Source organism: Variovorax sp. Varisp36, assembly GCF_047304235.1.
Taxonomy (GTDB): domain Bacteria; phylum Pseudomonadota; class Gammaproteobacteria; order Burkholderiales; family Burkholderiaceae_C; genus Variovorax.
This window is the reverse complement of sequence record NZ_JBGLYU010000034.1, coordinates 1-17,140: the sequence shown is the minus strand read 5'-3', so window position 1 is coordinate 17,140 and position 17,140 is coordinate 1. Positions and strand designations below refer to the sequence as shown.

Here is a 17,140-nt window from a genome sequence, read left to right as displayed (position 1 = left end):
CTTCCTTACGCTGGCGTTAGACGCCGAAAGCCGAAAATCACCGATTTTCGAACAAGTTATATCCTGAAGACCGGCTCAGCCGGCACTGGAGTCCCATGGATCTGCGCAAACTCAAGACACTGATCGATTTGGTGTCCGAATCGAATATTTCCGAACTGGAAATCACGGAAACCGAAGGCAAGGTTCGCATCGTCAAGGGCGGTGGTGCCGCCCCCGTGCAGTATGTGCAAACCCTGGCAGCGCCTCAGGCGGCCGCTGCACCGGCAGTCACCGCTGGTGCTCCGGCGGCATCCGCCGTGGCCGGCGCACCGGCAGCCGAAGCCGCTCCGGCAGGCCATGCCGTGAAGTCGCCGATGGTCGGCACCTTCTACCGTTCGTCCAGCCCGGGCGCCCCGGCGTTCGTCGAGGTCGGCAGTAAGGTCACCGAGGGCGACACCGTCTGCATCATCGAAGCGATGAAGATCCTCAACGAAATCGAAGCCGACAAATCCGGCACGATCACCCAGATCCTCGGCGAAAACGGCCAGGCGGTCGAATACGGACAGCCGCTGTTCATCATCGAGTGACCATGTTCAAGAAGATTCTGGTTGCGAACCGGGGGGAGATTGCACTCCGGATTCAGCGTGCCTGCAGTGAACTCGGCATCAAGGCCGTGATGGTCTATTCCGAGGCTGACCGCGAAGCGAAGTACGTCAAGCTCGCCGAAGAAGCGGTGTGCATCGGTCCGGCCCCGTCGGCGCAGAGCTACCTCAACATGCCGGCGATCATTTCGGCGGCCGAAGTGACCGACGCCGAAGCCATCCACCCCGGCTATGGCTTCCTGAGCGAGAACGCGAACTTCGCCGAGCGCGTGGAGCAAAGCGGTTTCCAGTTCATCGGCCCGACGCCCGACAACATCCGCACGATGGGCGACAAGGTGTCGGCCAAGCAGGCCATGATCAAGGCCGGCGTGCCGTGCGTGCCCGGCTCCGAGGGCGAACTCTCGGACGACGCCGCCACCAACAAGCGTATCGCGCGTGCCATCGGCTACCCGGTCATCATCAAGGCGGCGGGCGGCGGCGGTGGCCGCGGCATGCGCGTGGTACACACCGAGGCGGCGCTGGTCAATGCGATCCAGATGACCAAGGCGGAAGCCGGCGCGGCCTTCAGCAACCCGGCCGTGTACATGGAGAAGTTTCTCCAGAACCCGCGCCACATCGAGATCCAGATCCTCGCGGACAAGCACAAGAACGCGGTCTACCTGGGCGAGCGCGACTGCTCCATGCAGCGCCGCCATCAGAAGGTGATCGAGGAATCGCCCGCCCCGGGCATTCCGCGCAAGCTGATCGAGAAGATCGGCGAACGCTGCGCTGCCGCCTGCAAGAAGATCAACTATCGCGGCGCCGGCACCTTCGAGTTTCTCTACGAAAACGGCGAGTTCTATTTCATCGAGATGAACACGCGCGTGCAGGTGGAGCACCCGGTGACGGAGTTCACCACGGGCATCGACATCGTCAAGACGCAGATCATGGTCGCGGCCGGCGAGAAGCTGCCGTTCACGCAGCGCCAGATCCAGATGCACGGCCATGCCATCGAGGTGCGCATCAATGCCGAGGACGCGTGGAAGTTCACGCCGTCGCCAGGCCGCATCACGATGTGGCATCCGCCGGGCGGCCCGGGCGTTCGCGTCGATTCGCACGCGTACACCAACTACTTCGTGCCGCCGAACTACGACTCGATGATCGGCAAGATCATCGTCTACGGCGACACGCGCGAGCAGGCCATGGCCCGCATGCGCACGGCGCTCAACGAGACCGTGATCGAAGGCATCCAGACCAACATTCCGCTGCACCGCGAACTGATGGTCGATTCCAAGTTCATGACGGGCGGCACCAACATCCACTACCTCGAAGAGTGGCTGGCTGCGCACAAGCGCTGACCCGGAACGTCGCGATGTTCGAACTCCGCCTGATGGCGCCGGAAGACCGGGTCGAAACGCTCGGTGAAGCGCTCGATGCACTCGATGCATTGAGCGTGTCGGTGGAAGACGCCGACGCGCAGACCGATGCAGAACAGGCACTGTTCGGCGAACCGGGCATGCCGCCGCCGAAAGAAGGCTGGCAGCGTTCGCGCGTGATCGCGCTGTTCCCCAACGAGGCGCTCGCGAAAGAGGCCGCGTCGGTGCTGGTGCTGCAGGACTTCTTCGAAGGCTGCGAGGTGCTCGGCATCGCGCCCGTGCCCGAGCAGGACTGGGTACGCCTCACGCAATCGCAATTCGCGCCGGTCGAGATCACGCCCGAGTTCTGGATCGTGCCGACGTGGCACGAGCCGCCCGGGCAGGCCAGGCAGGTGATCCGGCTAGACCCCGGCCTGGCCTTCGGCACCGGCACGCATCCCACCACGCGCATGTGCCTGCGATGGATCGCCACGCAAGGCACGCTCGGCAACCAGCGCGTGCTCGACTACGGCTGCGGCTCCGGCATTCTCGCGATCGGTGCGGCGAAGTTCGGTGCAGCCGAGATCGACGCCGTCGACATCGATGAAGCCGCGGTCTCCTCGACCCGGCTCAATGCCGAGGCCAACGGCGTCCGGCTGAACGCCGGCCTGCCCGAAGCGGCCAAGGGCCACTACGACACCGTGCTCGCCAACATCCTGGCCACGCCGCTCAAGGTGCTCGCGCCGCTGCTGCGCAGCCATGTGAGGGCGGGTGGATCGCTGGTGCTGGCCGGCATTCTCGAGCGCCAGGCCGACGAGTTGAAGGAAGCCTACGCGCCTTACGCCGCGCTCGAAGTCAGCGACACCGAGGACGGCTGGATCCTCATGACCGCGCGCTGCTGAGCCACCGCATCGCGCCCCTCTCGCGGCGAGGGCGCAACCCTACAATCGCCCGGTCATGAGTCTCGTCACGCGCTGCCCTGCCTGCACCACCACCTTCAAGGTGGTGCGCGACCAGCTTCGCATTTCGGACGGCTGGGTGCGCTGTGGCCGGTGCAGCCACGTGTTCGACGCCACGCTCGATCTGCACGAGGCGCCAGATGGCGCCCCGGCAAATGCGTCGCCGCCGGTGCCGGGTGGCGGCTACATGCCGGGACTGGTCGAATCTTCCCCGGAGTCCGAAGCGACGCCCCCTCCGGAACGCCGGAAGCCGGCGGAAGATGCGGATTTCGTCGGCGACGAGCCCGAGCCACAACCTCTGCACACGCTGCCACCGGGAGTTCCGGCATCCGCACCGTCACCTGCGGCTGTGTCGCCGCCGGCGTTCTCGCTGTCATTGCCCGAACACGGCATTGACGAGCCGTGGTCCGACCTCGACGCCAGCGAACCCGCGTGGAAGCCGCCGCCGAGCACGCTGCCACCGTTTCCGAACATCGACCTGAACCTCGCTTCGCCGCCCCCAGCGCCGTCGCCTCCGGCACCGCCGCTGCCCATTGCCTCGCGCATCAGGACGCGCGCGCTGATCGAGCATGCGAGCATCGACGACGATGGGGAGGGGGAGCGCCAGCAGCAAGAGAAGGACCATGACCAGGTGCAGATGCAGAAAGCGCTGCGCCGGGCCCGCATCAAGTCGGCCAAGATCGCGAGCGCCAAGGCCCGCGAGGAGCGTGCAGCCGCGAAGGTGCCGGCCGTGGTGGTGCAATCCGAGAGCGAAAGCGAGCCTGCCCCTGCGTTCTCCTCGGACTTGGAGCTGCCGGTGGGCCATCCCCTCGCGGACGAGGACGAGCTTGCCGAGAAGGCGCCCGGCTTCTGGCAGCGCAAGGGTGTGCGCATCGTGCTGATCTTGCTGGCGGTGCTCGCCGTGCTGCTGCTCGTCGTTCAGGTCATTCGCCATGAGCGCGACGGCATCGCGGCGCGCCAGCCGAACCTGCGGCCTGCCCTCGCGGCGCTGTGCCAGCACACCGGCTGCGAACTCGCTGCCCTGCGCCAGATTGGCGACATCGTCATCGAAGGCGCGGCCTTCGCGCGTGAGAAGAGCGGAGGCAACGACTACCGCCTGAGCTTCACCCTGCGCAATGGCGCGACCGTGCCGCTCGCCATGCCGGCCGTCGAGCTCTCGCTGCTCGACACGCAGGAGCGCGCCGTGGTGCGTCGCGTGCTGATGCCGGCGGACTATGGCGCGCCGGCGGTACTGCCGGCCCGCGCCGACCGCGCGGCCTCGCTGCCCCTGGCCTTGTCCGCCTCGGAGGCCGCGGCGCTGCCACCCATCGCGGGCTATCGCGTCGAGGCTTTCTATCCCTGAGCGGCGGCGCCTGCCTGCACGCGTCCTTTTTCCTCCCCAATTCTTTTATCAACGGTGCACCCATGGCAGCAGTGATTTGCGGTTCCCTCGCATTCGACACCATCATGACTTTCGAGGGCCGGTTCGCCGACCAGATCCTTCCGGACCAGTTGCACATTCTCAATGTGTCGTTCCTGGTGCCGACCCTGCGTCGTGACTTCGGCGGCTGCGCGGGCAACATCGCCTACAGCCTCAATGCATTGGGAGGTACCGCGCTGCCCATGGCCACGCTCGGCAGCGACGGCGCGTCGTACCTCGAGCGCATGCGCTCGCTGGGCATCGATACCGGGTTCGTGCGCCAGCTCGACGACACCTTCACCGCGCAGGCGATGATCATGAGCGACGTCGACAACAACCAGATCACCGCCTTCCACCCCGGAGCGATGCAGCAGGCGCACATCACGAAAGTGGCGGCGCGTGACGATATCAAGCTCGGCATCATCGCGCCCGATGGCCGCGACGCGATGCTGCAGCACGCGGAGCAGTTCGCCGCCGCGGATGTCCCGTTCGTGTTCGATCCGGGCCAGGGCCTGCCGATGTTCGACGGCGAGGCGCTGCGCCATTTCGTCGACCTTGCGAGCTGGGTTGTGGTGAACGACTACGAAGGCAAGATGCTTTCGCAGCGCACCGGCTGGAGCCTGGCCGAGATCTCGAAGCGCGTGCGCGGCCTGGTCGTTACGCTGGCGGCCGAGGGCTGCGAGGTGTGGACCGATGGCGAGCGCGAGCATGTGCCTGGCGTGGTCGCGACCGAAGTGGTCGAGCCCACGGGTTGCGGCGACGCCTGGCGCGGCGCGCTGCTGTTCGGTCTGGAAAAGGGTTGGCCGCTGGCGCGATGCGCCGCACTTGGCAACAAGGTCGGTGCGCTCAAGATCGCGCAGCGCGGCCCGCAGAACTACGAGATCGACCGAAAGGCTCTGGGTCTCTGATCTTCCTTCTTCCCGAAGCACCAATAAAAAAGCCCGGCACCGCAAGGTACCGGGCTTTGCGCCTTCAAGGCCGCTGAGAAGCTCAGGGCTTGCTGGCCGTGGGGAACGGCCAGGCTGCCTGGGGATTCAGCGTCGTTTGCGCTGCAGGGGCAGGCGCTACGGCTGCGGCCTTGGCGGGCGCGGCGGCCTTGGGAGCCTTCTTCGCAGCAGGCTTCTTGGCAGCAGGCTTTTTCGCGGCTTTCTTGGCCGCGGCCTTTTTCGCAGGCGCCTTCTTGGCAGCAGCCTTCTTCGCAGGGGCCTTCTTCGCGGCTGCCTTCTTGGCAGGAGCCTTCTTCGCCGCCGCCTTCTTGGCAGGAGCCTTCTTCGCTGCGGCCTTCTTTGCCGGAGCCTTCTTGGCCGGTGCTGCCTTCTTCGCGGCTACCTTCTTGGCAGGAGCCTTCTTGGCGGCTACCTTCTTCGCTGCGACCTTCTTGGCCGGAGCCTTCTTCGCAGCTACCTTCTTGGCGGGAGCCTTCTTGGCTGCGACCTTCTTTGCCGGAGCCTTCTTTGCAGCGGCTTTCTTAGCCGGCGCTTTCTTTGCAGTTGCCATTTCTATTTCTCCTTGATCAAGTTGAAAAAATCAACCTATTGAAGCACTCCACGCACGTTGGGTAGCGTGAAGCGATTCATGGCGTTGGAATCTGAGCCCAGCACCATGAACACCTGAGCCCTCGTCCATGCCGCGCTCTTCGGCGCGATCGGTGGCAAGGGCAATTCTTGAATTCATTAATTATTGTCGGAAAGATTCAATCCCAGGAGAGCGCACCACCCGACTGGTACTCGATCACGCGGGTTTCGAAAAAGTTGCGCTCTTTCTTCAGGTCAATCATTTCGCTCATCCAGGGGAAGGGATTTTCTTCGTTCGGGAAGAGCGTTTCGAGGCCGATCTGCTGCGCACGCCGATTGGCGATGTACCGCAGGTAGCCCTTGAACATGGAGGCGTTCATGCCGAGCACGCCGCGAGGCATGGTGTCTTCGGCGTATTTGTATTCGAGCTCGACGGCGCGCATGAAGAGCGCCTTGATCTCGGCCTTGAACTCCGCCGTCCACAGGCCGGGGTTCTCGAGCTTGAGCTGATTGATCAGGTCGATGCCGAAATTGCAGTGCATCGACTCGTCGCGCAGGATGTACTGGTACTGCTCGGCGGCGCCGGTCATCTTGTTCTGGCGGCCGAGCGCAAGGATCTGCGTGAAGCCGACGTAGAAGAACAGGCCCTCCATCAGGCAGGCGAACACGATGAGCGACTTGAGCAGCGTCTGGTCGGTCTCGTGCGTGCCGGTCTTGAAGAGCGGGTCGCTGATGGCTTCGATGAACGGGATCAGGAACTGGTCCTTCTCGCGGATCGACGGCACTTCGTTGTAGGCGTTGAAGATCTCGCTCTCGTCCAGGCCGAGCGACTCGACGATGTACTGGTACGCGTGCGTGTGGATCGCTTCCTCGAAGGCCTGGCGCAGCAGGAACTGGCGGCATTCGGGCGCCGTGATGTGGCGGTAGGTGCCCAGCACGATGTTGTTGGCGGCCAGCGAGTCGGCGGTCACGAAGAAGCCGAGGTTGCGCTTGACGATGCGGCGCTCGTCTTCGGTCAGGCCGTTCGGGTCTTTCCAGAGCGCGATGTCGCGCGTCATGTTCACTTCCTGCGGCATCCAGTGGTTGGCGCAGGTGGCGAGGTACTTTTCCCAGGCCCATTTGTACTTGAACGGCACCAGCTGGTTGACGTCGGTCTGACCGTTGATGATGCGCTTGTCGGAAGCCTTGACGCGCTGGGCGACGGGTGCCGCGGCACGCATCGCGTGTTGCTGCGCAAGCTGTGCAGTTTGCGCGAGCGACGAAGTCGGAGCATCCACCACACGGCCTGCGGGCGAACCGCTGGTCGATGCGTTGTGGTGCTGCAATCCTTGCTGCATATCCTTTGGTAAGGAGGGCTTGACTTCTTCGTCCCAGGTCAACATAGAAAAATCCAATGCTCAATTATCGGAGCAACGCGTGAGAGTTGCAAAGTGCTCGTTCACACCGTGCTCCATTTATGTGGTTGTTATGTTGCTCGCATGCGTCGCGCGGTGTCGGTCAATGCCTCGATTGACCGAACGCCGCGCGATTTTTTTCTTCGCACGCGCCTCGCTGATTCAGCGCAGCGTCACTGGCACGCTTCGCAGGTCGGATCGTCGACACCGCAGAACGCGATGTCGGTGGCGGGCATCGCGCTCATCTGCGCCTTCGCTGCGGCAGCGGCGGCTTCGAGTGCGCTCATGCCCGAGGGTGCGTCGTTGCCCGACGACACTGCGTTGAGACGGCCCGATTGCACCGTCGATTTTTCGGCGTGCGTCGCGCTCTGCGTGCGCAGGTAGTACGTGGTCTTCAGGCCGCGCACCCATGCGAGCTTGTAGGTGTCGTCGAGCTTCTTGCCCGATGCGCCGGCCATGTAGATGTTCAGCGACTGCGCCTGGTCGATCCACTTCTGGCGGCGCGCGGCGGCCTCCACCAGCCATGTCGTTTCGACTTCGAACGCGGTGGCGTAGAGCGCCTTCACGTCCTGCGGCACGCGGTCGATGGGGCGCAGCGAGCCGTCAAAGTGCTTCAGGTCCATGACCATCACGTCGTCCCACAGGCCCAGGCGCTTCAGGTCGCGCACCAGGTAGTGGTTGATCACGGTGAACTCGCCCGACAGGTTCGACTTGACCGACAGGTTGCCGAAGCAGGGCTCGATCGAAGCGTCCACGCCGATGATGTTCGAGATGGTCGCGGTCGGGGCGATGGCCACGCAGTTCGAATTGCGCATGCCGTCGGCCTTGATCTTCTGGCGCAGCGTGTCCCAGTCGAGGGTGGCCGAGCGGTCGACCTCGACGTAGCCGCCGCGGGCCTTCTCGAGCAGGTCGAGCGAGTCGATCGGCAGGATGCCCTTGTCCCACAGCGAGCCCTTGTAGCTCGAGTACTTCCCGCGTTCGCGGGCCAGCTCGGTCGAGGCCCAGTAGGCGTGGTAGCAGATGGCTTCCATCGACTCGTCGGCGAACTGCACGGCTTCCTGCGAGGCGTAGGGAATGCGCAGTTCGTACAGCGCGTCCTGGAAGCCCATCAGGCCCAGGCCGACCGGACGGTGGCGCAGGTTGGAGTCGCGCGCCTTCTTCACGGCGTAGTAGTTGATGTCGATCACGTTGTCGAGCATGCGCATCGCGGTCGAGATCGTGCGCTTGAGCTTTTCCTGGTCGACCTTGCCGTCCTTCAGGTGCTGCAGCAGGTTCACCGAACCCAGGTTGCAGACGGCGGTTTCGGTGTCGCTGGTGTTCAGCGTGATCTCGGTGCAGAGGTTCGACGAGTGCACCACGCCGGCGTGCTGCTGCGGCGAGCGCACGTTGCAGGCGTCCTTGAACGTGATCCAGGGGTGGCCGGTCTCGAACAGCATCGTGAGCATCTTGCGCCACAGGTCGGTCGCCTGGATGGTGCGCGCGGGCTTGATGTCGCCGCGGGCAGCCTTCTCTTCGTAGGCCACGTAGGCCTTTTCGAAGTCGGCGCCGAACAGGTCGTGCAGGTCGGGCACGTTGGAGGGCGAGAACAGCGTCCAGGTGCCTTTTTCCATCACGCGGCGCATGAACAGGTCGGGAATCCAGTTGGCCGTGTTCATGTCGTGCGTGCGGCGGCGGTCGTCGCCGGTGTTCTTGCGCAGCTCCAGGAACTCCTCGATGTCGAGGTGCCAGGTTTCCAGGTACGTGCAGACCGCGCCCTTGCGCTTGCCGCCCTGGTTCACGGCCACGGCCGTGTCGTTCACCACCTTCAGGAACGGCACCACGCCCTGCGATTCGCCGTTCGTGCCCTTGATGTGGCTGCCCAGCGCGCGCACGCGGGTCCAGTCGTTGCCCAGGCCGCCCGCGAACTTCGAGAGCAGGGCGTTTTCCTTGATCGATTCGTAGATGCCGTCCAGGTCGTCGGGCACGGTGGTCAGGTAGCAGCTCGACAGCTGCGAGCGCAGCGTGCCGGCGTTGAACAGGGTGGGCGTGCTCGACATGAAGTCGAACGACGACAGCACTTCATAGAACTCGATGGCGCGCGCTTCGCGGTCGATTTCGTTCAGCGACAGGCCCATGGCCACGCGCATGAAGAAAGCCTGCGGCAGCTCGATGCGGGTCTTGCGCACGTGCAGGAAGTAGCGGTCGTACAGCGTCTGCAGGCCAAGGTAGTCGAACTGGTTGTCGCGCTCGGCCTTCAGGGCGGCGCCCAGGCGGGGCAGGTCGTACTGCAGCAGCTTCTCGTCGAGCAGCTCGTTCTCGACGCCCTTCTTGATGAACTGCGGGAAGTAGTCGGCGTAGGCGGTGGCGCGCTCGACCGGCATCACTTCGCGGCCGATGATTTCCTTGAAGATCGTGTGCAGCAGCAGGCGCGCGGTGGCGAAGGTGTAGTCGGGGTCCTTCTCGATCAGCGTGCGGGCTGCGAGGATGGACGCCTTGTAGACCTCGTCGAGCGGCACGCCGTCGTACAGGTTGCGCATCGTCTCGGCGACGATCGGCGCGGCCGTGATGCTGTCGCCCAGGCCTTCACAGGCGGACTCGATCAGGCCCTTGAGTTCGTTCAGGTCGAGCGCGACCAGTTCGCCGTTGTCCAGCACGTGCAGCGCGGGCGCGGCCGGCACGTCCTGTTCGCCCTGCTTCGAACGCTCTTGCGAGCGGCGCTCGCGGTACAGCACGTAGGCGCGGGCGATTTCATGGTGGCCGCCGCGCATCAGGCCGAGCTCGACCTGGTCCTGCACGTCCTCGATGTGGAAGGTGCCGCCGCCCGGACGCGAACGCACCAGCGCGCGGATCACACCCTGCGTGAGCACATCGACCGTTTCGCGCACGCTGGCGGAAGCCGCGCCCTGGGTGCCGTGCACGGCCAGGAAGGCCTTCATCATCGCGATCGCGATCTTGTTCGGCTCGAAGGGAACAACGGCGCCGTTGCGCCGGATGATCTGGTAGTGGGCGAGGTTCTGGCCGCTGGGGGAGCCAGCAGTGTCTCGCTGCTGTTGCAGTGACGTCGAGGGAACGGCACGCGGGGTCGATTGGGGGTTCAGGGCTGTTTGCATTCGCTTCCTCTCGGTTGGCAATTCTTGTTGGATGGCGGCGCCTGGTCGGGGCACCGCGCCGGTGTGGATGACCGGACGGAGGACACTATATCTAGGGTGCGGGGGGTCTACAAGCCACTACAGGTAGTGTTTTGCGGCAATTTTTGGTAGTAGGGGTAACTATCTAGGCATCGGCACGGCCGTCGATGCCGCGTGGACACTGGACTATGGTCGCGCAACCCGCATGGAGCTTGGCTTGCAAGACGATTTGGGCCTGCAGGGCGCATGGTTGCTGCATCGCGCGTTCGCAACTTTCGTATTGCTGCGCTGCACGAGTGGCGCATCGCGGGGCGCCGGGCGATTGAAAAAATTAGCGCTGCGTCACCTGCGGCGGAAACATCTGTGGATTCCAGCCGAGCTGTTCGCGCAGCCGACGCCACTCGAAGCCCGCGCCTGGGTCCTGCTTGCGGCCCGGCGCGATGTGCTCGTGGCCGGCGATGTGCGCGATCGGATAGTGCTGCGCGACCACTGCGCACAGGCTCGCGAGCGTCTCGTATTGCGGCTCGTCGAACGGCTGGCCCTCGAGTCCTTCGAGCTCGATGCCGACGGAGTCATCGTTGCAGTTGCCGCGGCCGCGCCACGACGATGCGCCGGCGTGCCAGGCACGGTCGTCGCAGCTTACGAACTGCCAGAGTTCGCCGTTGCGGCGCACGTAGAAATGCGAGGACACCTCGAGCCCGCGGATCGACTGGAAATAGGGGTGCGCGTCCCAGTCGAGCTGGTTGGTAAAGAGCCGCTGCACCGCATCGCCGCCGTATTCGCCGGGCGGCAGGCTGATCGAGTGCAGCACGATGAGGTCGGTCTGCGCGCCAGCGGGCCGGGGCCCGAAGTTGGGCGAGCGCAGCGCCTTCGCGAAGCGGTACCAGCCGGCTTGCCAGAGCCCGCTGTCGTTGGCTTCAGTCGTCGACATGGCTGCTCGCGCCATCGTCGCCGTTGGGCGTGGTGATGCCCAGCCGCGCGATGCGGTAGCGGATCTGGCGCAGGCTCATGCCGAGCCGCGCGGCGGCCGCGGTGCGGTTGAAGCCGCTCTCGTGCAGCGCACGCACGAGGATCTCGCGCTCCTGCTGGTCGAGATAGGCCTGCAGGTCGGAGGGCAGCGGCGGCGGTGCGGCCTTGGGCGGCGCCACCGGCACGCTCGGAAGTGGAGCCAGCGCGACAGGCGCGTCGGCGACGGGCGATAGCGGCGCTGGCGCGGACGCCGCGGCTTCGGCCGCAGCGGTGAAGCCGCCCATCAGGTCGAGATGGAGTTCGTCGCCGTCGTTCAGCGCCACCGCGCGGTGCAGCAGATTTTCGAGCTCGCGCACGTTGCCGTTCAGCGGATGCTGCGCGAGGCGGCGCAGCAGTTCGTTCGACAGATGCGGCACGGGCAGGCCGCCGTCCTGTGCGATGCGCGAGAGCAGCGCGGCGCACAGCGCGGGCAAGTCCTCACGGCGGTCGCGCAGCGCGGGCACCGCGATTTCGATCACGTTGAGGCGGTAGAAAAGGTCTTGCCGGAAACGGCCTGCCTGCACTTCGGCGTGCAGGTCTTTATGGGTGGCGCTCACGATGCGCACGTCGACGGCGTCTTCCTGCGTCGAGCCGATCGAGCGCACGCTGCGCTCCTGGATCGCGCGCAGCAGCTTCGACTGCATGGCCAGCGGCAGGTCGCCGATCTCGTCGAGAAACAGCGTGCCGCCGCGCGCGGCCTGGAAGTAGCCGTCGCGGTCCTGCGACGAGCCGGTGTACGAGCCCTTCTTAGCACCGAAGAACTCGGCTTCGAGCAGGTTCTCGGGAATCGCGCCGCAGTTCACCGCGACGAACGGCCCCTCGCTGCGCTGGCTGCAGGCATGCACCGCGCGCGCCACCAGTTCCTTGCCGGTGCCGGACTCGCCGCGTACCAGCACCGGTGCCATGCCGCGCGCCACCTTGGCGATGCGCGACTTGACGAGGCGCATGGGCTCCGACTCGCCCACGAGACGGTCGAGTGCGGCGATGCCGGTGCTGGAGGTGGCCACCACGGCGTCGCTGATGACGTTGTTGTTGACGGCGGGCGCAGCCTGCGCCAACTTGGCCGTCGGCTGCGGCGCGTGCCGCGCCTGCACCGCGGAGGCCACCACGGCGCGGAACTGCTTCAGATCGACCGGCTTCGTGAGGTAGTCGAAGGCGCCGGCCTTCAATGCTTCCACCGCGTTCTCGGCGGAGCCATAGGCCGTCATCACCACGCAGCGCTCGCTGCGCTGGTCTTTCTGGATGCGGTGGATGATTTCCATGCCCTGCCCGTCGGGCAGCCGCATGTCGGTGATCACCGCGTCGAAACGGCCGGCCTCCAGGTGCTCCCACGCTTCCGACACGCTGCCGGCGGCCTCGACGCGATAGCCCTCGCGCAGCAGCGTCAGTTCGTACAGCGTGCGCAGGTCGGGCTCGTCGTCGATGACCAGGATCTGCGCCGGCCGCTGTGTGGAAGGGGTGGAGTTGCTCACGGGCGTTATTGTGTCAGCCGGTTTTCGCTGGCGGCAAAGCTGACGAAGAATTCGTTGCCCTCGGGTCCGCCCGGCACCAGCGCGCGCCGCTCGTAGCCGATGGTGGCGCCGTGCCGCCGGCACAGTTCGCGGCACAGGAACAGGCCCAGCCCGCTGGAGCGGCTCTCGGATGAGAAAAAGGGTTCGAACAGGTGCCGCTGCACCGCCGGTTCCAGCGGCGCGCCGTCGCTCCACACCATCAGGCTCGGGCGGTTGCTGCCGCCGCGCTGCTGCGCGGTCAGCACCTGGATCGAGCCTTCGCTCTTGCCGGCGTAGCGTGAGGCGTTGTCCAGCAGGTTCACGATCAGCCGGCGCAGGTGCTCGGCGTCGAAGCGCACCTCGCTGCCGGGCGCGTCGAGCGACACCAGTACGCCCTTGCGCTGGGTCTGGCGCACCCATTCCTCGGCCAGCACCTGCACCGCGGGGTCGAGCACGACCTGCTCGCCGAGCGACAGCACGCGCTGCTGGCGCGCGCGCGAGACGTCGAGCACGTCGTCCACGATGCGCGCGAGCCGCTGCGCGTTGTGCTGCACCATGCTCGTGAGCTTGCGGTGCGCGGGATCGGTCAGGTCTTCGTTGAGCAGCGCGCTGGCCTGCGTGATGGCGGCCAGCGGATTGCGGATTTCATGCGCCACGGCGGCCGACATGCGGCCCATCGCGGCCAGCTTCTCGGTGCGGATGCGGGCCTCGAGCTCGCGCAGGTCCTGCAGGAACATCACGCACAGGCTGTCGAGGCGCTGGTCGCTGGTGGGCGTGAGCCGCGTGCGCACGCGCACTTCGCGCGCCGCACCGCGCGCCTGCGCGACGGGAATTTCTTCCGTCTGCGGCGCCCGGCGCGCGAAGGTCTGGCGCGCCAGCGCGGCCAGTGCATGCCAGGCGGGCTGGGCATGCAGCGGGAACGGCAGCGTCAGCTTCGCCAGGCCCTGGCCGAGGATCGCGTCGGCCGCCGGGTTGGCCGCATGCACCAGGCCTTCGGCGTCGATCACCAGCACGCCTTCGCTCAGGGTCTCGATCACCAGGTCGTTGACCTGCGCCTGCATCTGCGCGCTGCTGCGGCTGCGCTGCGCCACGGCTTCCTCGCGCGCCAGCCGGCGGGCCATTTCGTGCGCGAGCAGCGCCACCACGAACAGCCCGGTGCCGGTGAGCGCCGCCTGTACGAAGCGTGCCGACGAATCGACCGGCTGCTGCAGCCAGTGCCAGCCCGCGTCGGCCAGCAGCAGCAGCGTGACGGTGGCGGTGGTGCCCAGGCTCACGATCATGGTGCCGAGCACCGCGCTCATGAGTACCGGCAGCGCGAACAGCGGCGTGTAGTTGACGCTGCCGCCCTGCAGCACCTGCAAGGCGGTGAAGGCGGCCAGGTCGATGCCGATGGTCAGCAGCCAGAGCGCGGCGAAGCCGCGGATCGGCGGCTGGACGCGCCTGTAGCGCATGCCCAGCCAGGTCGCGACGAGGTACAGGGCCGAGATGGCGATGGCCACCGGCTGCATCGTCTGCCCGATGGCAAAGGCCACGCCCTGCAGCAGCACCAGCACCAGCGCGACGAAGCAGCGCGCGCCCATGAAGCCGCGCCAGAGCCGGATCAGCGCCGTGCTCTCGTCCGGGTGCTGGTCGAGCACGTCCCAGTCGGTGACCGGCTCGCCGCGCGCCCAGAGCGGGGAACTCATCGCGCGGCGGCCGCTTCGCGGTGCGCAGCGCTGCAATAGACCGCGCCGCCTGGGCCGGAGATGGCGTCGGTCGCGGGCAGGTGCAGCCCGCAATGAGCGCAGCGCACCATGGCCTGCGGCGGCCCGGGCGGAGTGGGGACGCGTTGCTGTGCCTTGGCCGCACGCTCGCGCATGGCGTCGCGCATTTCTTCGCGCCGGTTCTTGCGCCAGAGCCAGATCGCGACCCAGAGCACCGCGAGAACGAGGAGGTATTTCATACGGGAGGCCGGGCCAGCACCACTTCGAACACGAAGCGGGAACCCACGTAGGCCAGCAGCAAAAGGGCGGAGCCGGCATACAGCACGCGCCGCGCCGTACGGCCGCGCCAGCCGAAGCGGGCCCGGCCGGTCAACAGGATCGCGAAGGTGAGCCAGGCGAGCACCGAGAAGGTGGTCTTGTGGTCCCACTTCCAGACACGGCCCGCGGCGCCGTACAACTGTTCGCTGAACAGCAGGCCGGCCAGCAGCGTGGCCGACAGCAGTACGAAGCCGGCTGTGACGAAACGGAAGGTGAGCCGCTCGAGCGTGAGCAGCGGCACGCCGCCCTGCGGTTCGGCGGTGGCGAGCCGGATCTGCTTTTCGGCGCGGGTGATCAGCCAGGCGTGCACGACCGCAGCGCCGAACAGGCCGTACGAGGCGATGCCGAGCGCCAGGTGCAATGGCAGCCACGGCGAGGCCGTGACATGCAGCGGCGTGCCCGGGAACAGGATGGCCAGCAGCACCGCGGCCGCGCCCAGCCAGGCCAGCGCGCGCCGTACTTTCAATTGGGGATACATGCGGCTTTCGACTGCGTAGACGGTGAGCACCAGCCACGCGGTGACCGACAGGGCGGGCGCAAAGCCGAAGCGCGGCTCGCCGCCGATGAGGCCGTGGACCAGCACGGCGGCATGCAGAAGCCATGCAATGCCGAGTGCCCACTGGGTCGATTGGCGGCTCAGTCTTGCGCCGGCAGCGGCGACAAAACCGTAGGCAGCCCCGGCGGCGATGCCCAGCGCCACGCCGAGTGGGGAGGGGATCGCTAAAATCATCGGCTGGAGTTTATCTCCCCCAGGCTTGCGCACTTCGTGCCGCAGCGCCAACCCCCTCACCGGGGGCGGCACCGGAGGCCCGGCCAAGCCGGTTCCCCGGCGTCTCGCGAAGGGGCGCAAGCCGCCGATTCAGGTACACGACTTTCCAATGACCCGCTGCGGCGGGCAGCAAGGCATCCCGCTCATGGCCACCGCCCTCACAGAAAAGTTCTCCCGCCTCGTCAAGACGATGAGCGGCCAGGCCCGCATCACCGAAAGCAACGTGCAGGACATGTTGCGCGAAGTGCGCATGGCGCTGCTGGAAGCCGACGTGGCGCTGCCCGTGGTGCGCGACTTCGTGGCCCGGGTGAAAGACAAGGCGCTCGGCCAGGAAGTGCTGGGCTCGCTCAAGCCGGGCCAGGCGCTGGTCGGCATCGTCAACCGCGAACTGGCCGCCACCATGGGCGAGGGCGTGTCCGACATCAACCTCGCGGCTCAGCCGCCGGCCGTGATCCTCATGGCCGGCCTGCAGGGCGCCGGCAAGACCACCACCACCGCCAAGCTGGCCAAGCACCTGATCGAGAAGCGCAAGAAGAAGGTGCTGACGGTGTCAGGCGACGTGTACCGCCCCGCCGCCATCGAGCAGCTCAAGACCGTCACCAAGCAGGCCGGCGCCGAATGGTTCCCGAGCACGCCCGACCAGAAGCCGCTCGACATCGCGCGCGCAGCGCTCGACCACGCCAAGCGCCACTATTTCGACGTGCTGCTGGTCGACACCGCCGGCCGCCTTGCGATCGACGAAGCGCTGATGACCGAGATCAAGCAGCTGCACGCGGCGGTCGACCCGGTCGAGACCCTGTTCGTGGTCGATGCCATGCAGGGCCAGGACGCGATCAACACCGCCAAGGCCTTCAAGGAAGCGCTGCCGCTCACCGGCATCATCCTGACCAAGACCGACGGCGATTCGCGCGGCGGTGCGGCGCTGTCGGTGCGGCAGGTCACGGGCGTGCCGATCAAGTTCGCCGGCACCAGCGAGAAGATCGACGGCCTCGAGGTATTCGATGCCGAGCGCCATGCGGGCCGCATCCTCGGCATGGGCGACATCGTCGCGCTGGTCGAGCAGGTCACGGCCGGCGTCGACGTGGCGGCGGCGCAGAAGCTCGCGGCCAAGGTCAAGAGCGGCGCGGGCTTCGACCTGAACGACTTCCTGGGCCAGCTGCAGCAGATGAAGCAGATGGGCGGGCTCTCCAGCCTGATGGACAAGCTGCCCACGCAAATGGCCGCCAAGGCGACCGAGGCCGACATGACGCGCGCCGAGCGCGACATCCGCCGCAAGGAAGGGATCATCCAGAGCATGACCCCGCTGGAGCGCCGCAAGCCTGAGCTGTTGAAGGCCACGCGCAAGCGCCGCATCGCGGCCGGCGCCGGCGTGCAGGTTCAGGAGGTGAACCGCCTGCTCAACGAGTTCGAGCAGATGCAGGGGATGATGAAGAAGATGAAGGGCGGCGGCCTCATGAAGATGATGAAGAAGATGGGCGGCATGAAGGGCATGGGCGGTATGGGCGGCCCTGGTGGCCCGAAGCTGCCGTTCTGAGCGAACGCCACACGCACATATATATAAGAA

At 66.3% G+C, this 17,140-nt stretch carries 14 protein-coding genes; 6 read left to right on the top strand and 8 right to left on the bottom strand.

What is annotated here, in order from left to right:
* Window positions 1-95 precede the first annotated feature (95 nt).
* The 5 genes from accB (at window position 96) to ACCD11_RS19515 (ending at window position 5,181) form a co-directional block, all read left to right on the top strand.
* Complete coding sequence (gene accB, locus ACCD11_RS19535) at window positions 96-566, top strand: acetyl-CoA carboxylase biotin carboxyl carrier protein (RefSeq protein ID WP_007831428.1); 471 nt, start codon at window positions 96-98, stop codon at window positions 564-566.
* 2 nt (window positions 567-568) lie between these two features.
* Window positions 569-1,918 (top strand): acetyl-CoA carboxylase biotin carboxylase subunit, encoded by a 1,350-nt coding sequence (accC, locus tag ACCD11_RS19530; protein ID WP_007831429.1) that lies wholly within the window; start codon window positions 569-571, stop codon window positions 1,916-1,918.
* A 14-nt stretch (window positions 1,919-1,932) separates the two neighbouring features.
* Entirely contained in the window at window positions 1,933-2,817 is an 885-nt protein-coding gene (gene prmA / locus ACCD11_RS19525; RefSeq protein ID WP_413315114.1) for a 50S ribosomal protein L11 methyltransferase, read from the top strand.
* Window positions 2,818-2,872: 55 nt separating this feature from the next.
* On the top strand, window positions 2,873-4,216 hold the full coding sequence (locus ACCD11_RS19520; RefSeq protein ID WP_413315113.1) for a DUF3426 domain-containing protein: 1,344 nt from the start codon (window positions 2,873-2,875) through the stop codon (window positions 4,214-4,216).
* Between the two features lie 62 nt (window positions 4,217-4,278).
* Window positions 4,279-5,181, top strand: a complete 903-nt coding sequence (locus ACCD11_RS19515) for a carbohydrate kinase family protein (protein ID WP_413315112.1) — start codon at window positions 4,279-4,281, stop codon at window positions 5,179-5,181.
* 82 nt (window positions 5,182-5,263) lie between these two features.
* Here ACCD11_RS19515 and ACCD11_RS19510 read toward each other — a convergent pair whose 3' ends face one another.
* The 8 genes from ACCD11_RS19510 to ACCD11_RS19475 form a co-directional block, all read right to left on the bottom strand.
* Entirely contained in the window at window positions 5,264-5,770 is a 507-nt protein-coding gene (locus tag ACCD11_RS19510) for a histone H1-like DNA-binding protein (RefSeq protein ID WP_413315111.1), read from the bottom strand.
* Between the two features lie 196 nt (window positions 5,771-5,966).
* Window positions 5,967-7,169, bottom strand: a complete 1,203-nt coding sequence (locus ACCD11_RS19505) for a ribonucleotide-diphosphate reductase subunit beta (RefSeq protein WP_413315110.1) — start codon at window positions 7,167-7,169, stop codon at window positions 5,967-5,969.
* Between the two features lie 185 nt (window positions 7,170-7,354).
* Window positions 7,355-10,270, bottom strand: a complete 2,916-nt coding sequence (locus tag ACCD11_RS19500; protein WP_007831437.1) for a ribonucleoside-diphosphate reductase subunit alpha — start codon at window positions 10,268-10,270, stop codon at window positions 7,355-7,357.
* A 349-nt stretch (window positions 10,271-10,619) separates the two neighbouring features.
* Entirely contained in the window at window positions 10,620-11,219 is a 600-nt protein-coding gene (ampD, locus tag ACCD11_RS19495) for a 1,6-anhydro-N-acetylmuramyl-L-alanine amidase AmpD (RefSeq protein WP_413315109.1), read from the bottom strand.
* Complete coding sequence (locus ACCD11_RS19490) at window positions 11,206-12,768, bottom strand: sigma-54-dependent transcriptional regulator (RefSeq protein WP_413315108.1); 1,563 nt, start codon at window positions 12,766-12,768, stop codon at window positions 11,206-11,208. The genes ampD and ACCD11_RS19490 overlap by 14 nt, the downstream gene beginning before the upstream one ends.
* Window positions 12,769-12,773: 5 nt before the next feature.
* Window positions 12,774-14,471 carry a two-component system sensor histidine kinase NtrB gene (locus ACCD11_RS19485; protein ID WP_007831441.1) on the bottom strand — a complete coding sequence of 566 codons (1,698 nt, stop codon included), beginning with the start codon at window positions 14,469-14,471 and terminating at the stop codon, window positions 12,774-12,776.
* Window positions 14,468-14,728, bottom strand: coding sequence for a PP0621 family protein (locus ACCD11_RS19480; RefSeq protein WP_413315107.1), 261 nt, complete (start codon window positions 14,726-14,728; stop codon window positions 14,468-14,470). The genes ACCD11_RS19485 and ACCD11_RS19480 overlap by 4 nt, the downstream gene beginning before the upstream one ends.
* Window positions 14,725-15,537, bottom strand: coding sequence for an inner membrane protein YpjD (locus tag ACCD11_RS19475; RefSeq protein ID WP_007831443.1), 813 nt, complete (start codon window positions 15,535-15,537; stop codon window positions 14,725-14,727). The genes ACCD11_RS19480 and ACCD11_RS19475 overlap by 4 nt, the downstream gene beginning before the upstream one ends.
* 184 nt (window positions 15,538-15,721) lie before the next feature.
* Between ACCD11_RS19475 and ffh the strand changes: the two genes are divergently transcribed.
* Entirely contained in the window at window positions 15,722-17,110 is a 1,389-nt protein-coding gene (gene ffh, locus ACCD11_RS19470) for a signal recognition particle protein (protein WP_056597394.1), read from the top strand.
* The last annotated feature ends 30 nt before the right edge of the window (window positions 17,111-17,140 follow it).

Bases quoted from the DNA above. Each gene is read 5' to 3' on its own strand.
- accB (WP_007831428.1), top strand. From the start codon at position 96: ATGGATCTGCGCAAACTCAAGACACTGATCGATTTGGTGTCCGAATCG.
- accC (WP_007831429.1), top strand. From the start codon at position 569: ATGTTCAAGAAGATTCTGGTTGCGAACCGGGGGGAGATTGCACTCCGG.
- prmA (WP_413315114.1), top strand. From the start codon at position 1,933: ATGTTCGAACTCCGCCTGATGGCGCCGGAAGACCGGGTCGAAACGCTC.
- ACCD11_RS19520 (WP_413315113.1), top strand. From the start codon at position 2,873: ATGAGTCTCGTCACGCGCTGCCCTGCCTGCACCACCACCTTCAAGGTG.
- ACCD11_RS19515 (WP_413315112.1), top strand. From the start codon at position 4,279: ATGGCAGCAGTGATTTGCGGTTCCCTCGCATTCGACACCATCATGACT.
- ACCD11_RS19510 (WP_413315111.1), bottom strand. From the start codon at position 5,770: ATGGCAACTGCAAAGAAAGCGCCGGCTAAGAAAGCCGCTGCAAAGAAG.
- ACCD11_RS19505 (WP_413315110.1), bottom strand. From the start codon at position 7,169: ATGTTGACCTGGGACGAAGAAGTCAAGCCCTCCTTACCAAAGGATATG.
- ACCD11_RS19500 (WP_007831437.1), bottom strand. From the start codon at position 10,270: ATGCAAACAGCCCTGAACCCCCAATCGACCCCGCGTGCCGTTCCCTCG.
- ampD (WP_413315109.1), bottom strand. From the start codon at position 11,219: ATGTCGACGACTGAAGCCAACGACAGCGGGCTCTGGCAAGCCGGCTGG.
- ACCD11_RS19485 (WP_007831441.1), bottom strand. From the start codon at position 14,471: ATGAGTTCCCCGCTCTGGGCGCGCGGCGAGCCGGTCACCGACTGGGAC.
- ACCD11_RS19480 (WP_413315107.1), bottom strand. From the start codon at position 14,728: ATGAAATACCTCCTCGTTCTCGCGGTGCTCTGGGTCGCGATCTGGCTC.
- ACCD11_RS19475 (WP_007831443.1), bottom strand. From the start codon at position 15,537: ATGATTTTAGCGATCCCCTCCCCACTCGGCGTGGCGCTGGGCATCGCC.
- ffh (WP_056597394.1), top strand. From the start codon at position 15,722: ATGGCCACCGCCCTCACAGAAAAGTTCTCCCGCCTCGTCAAGACGATG.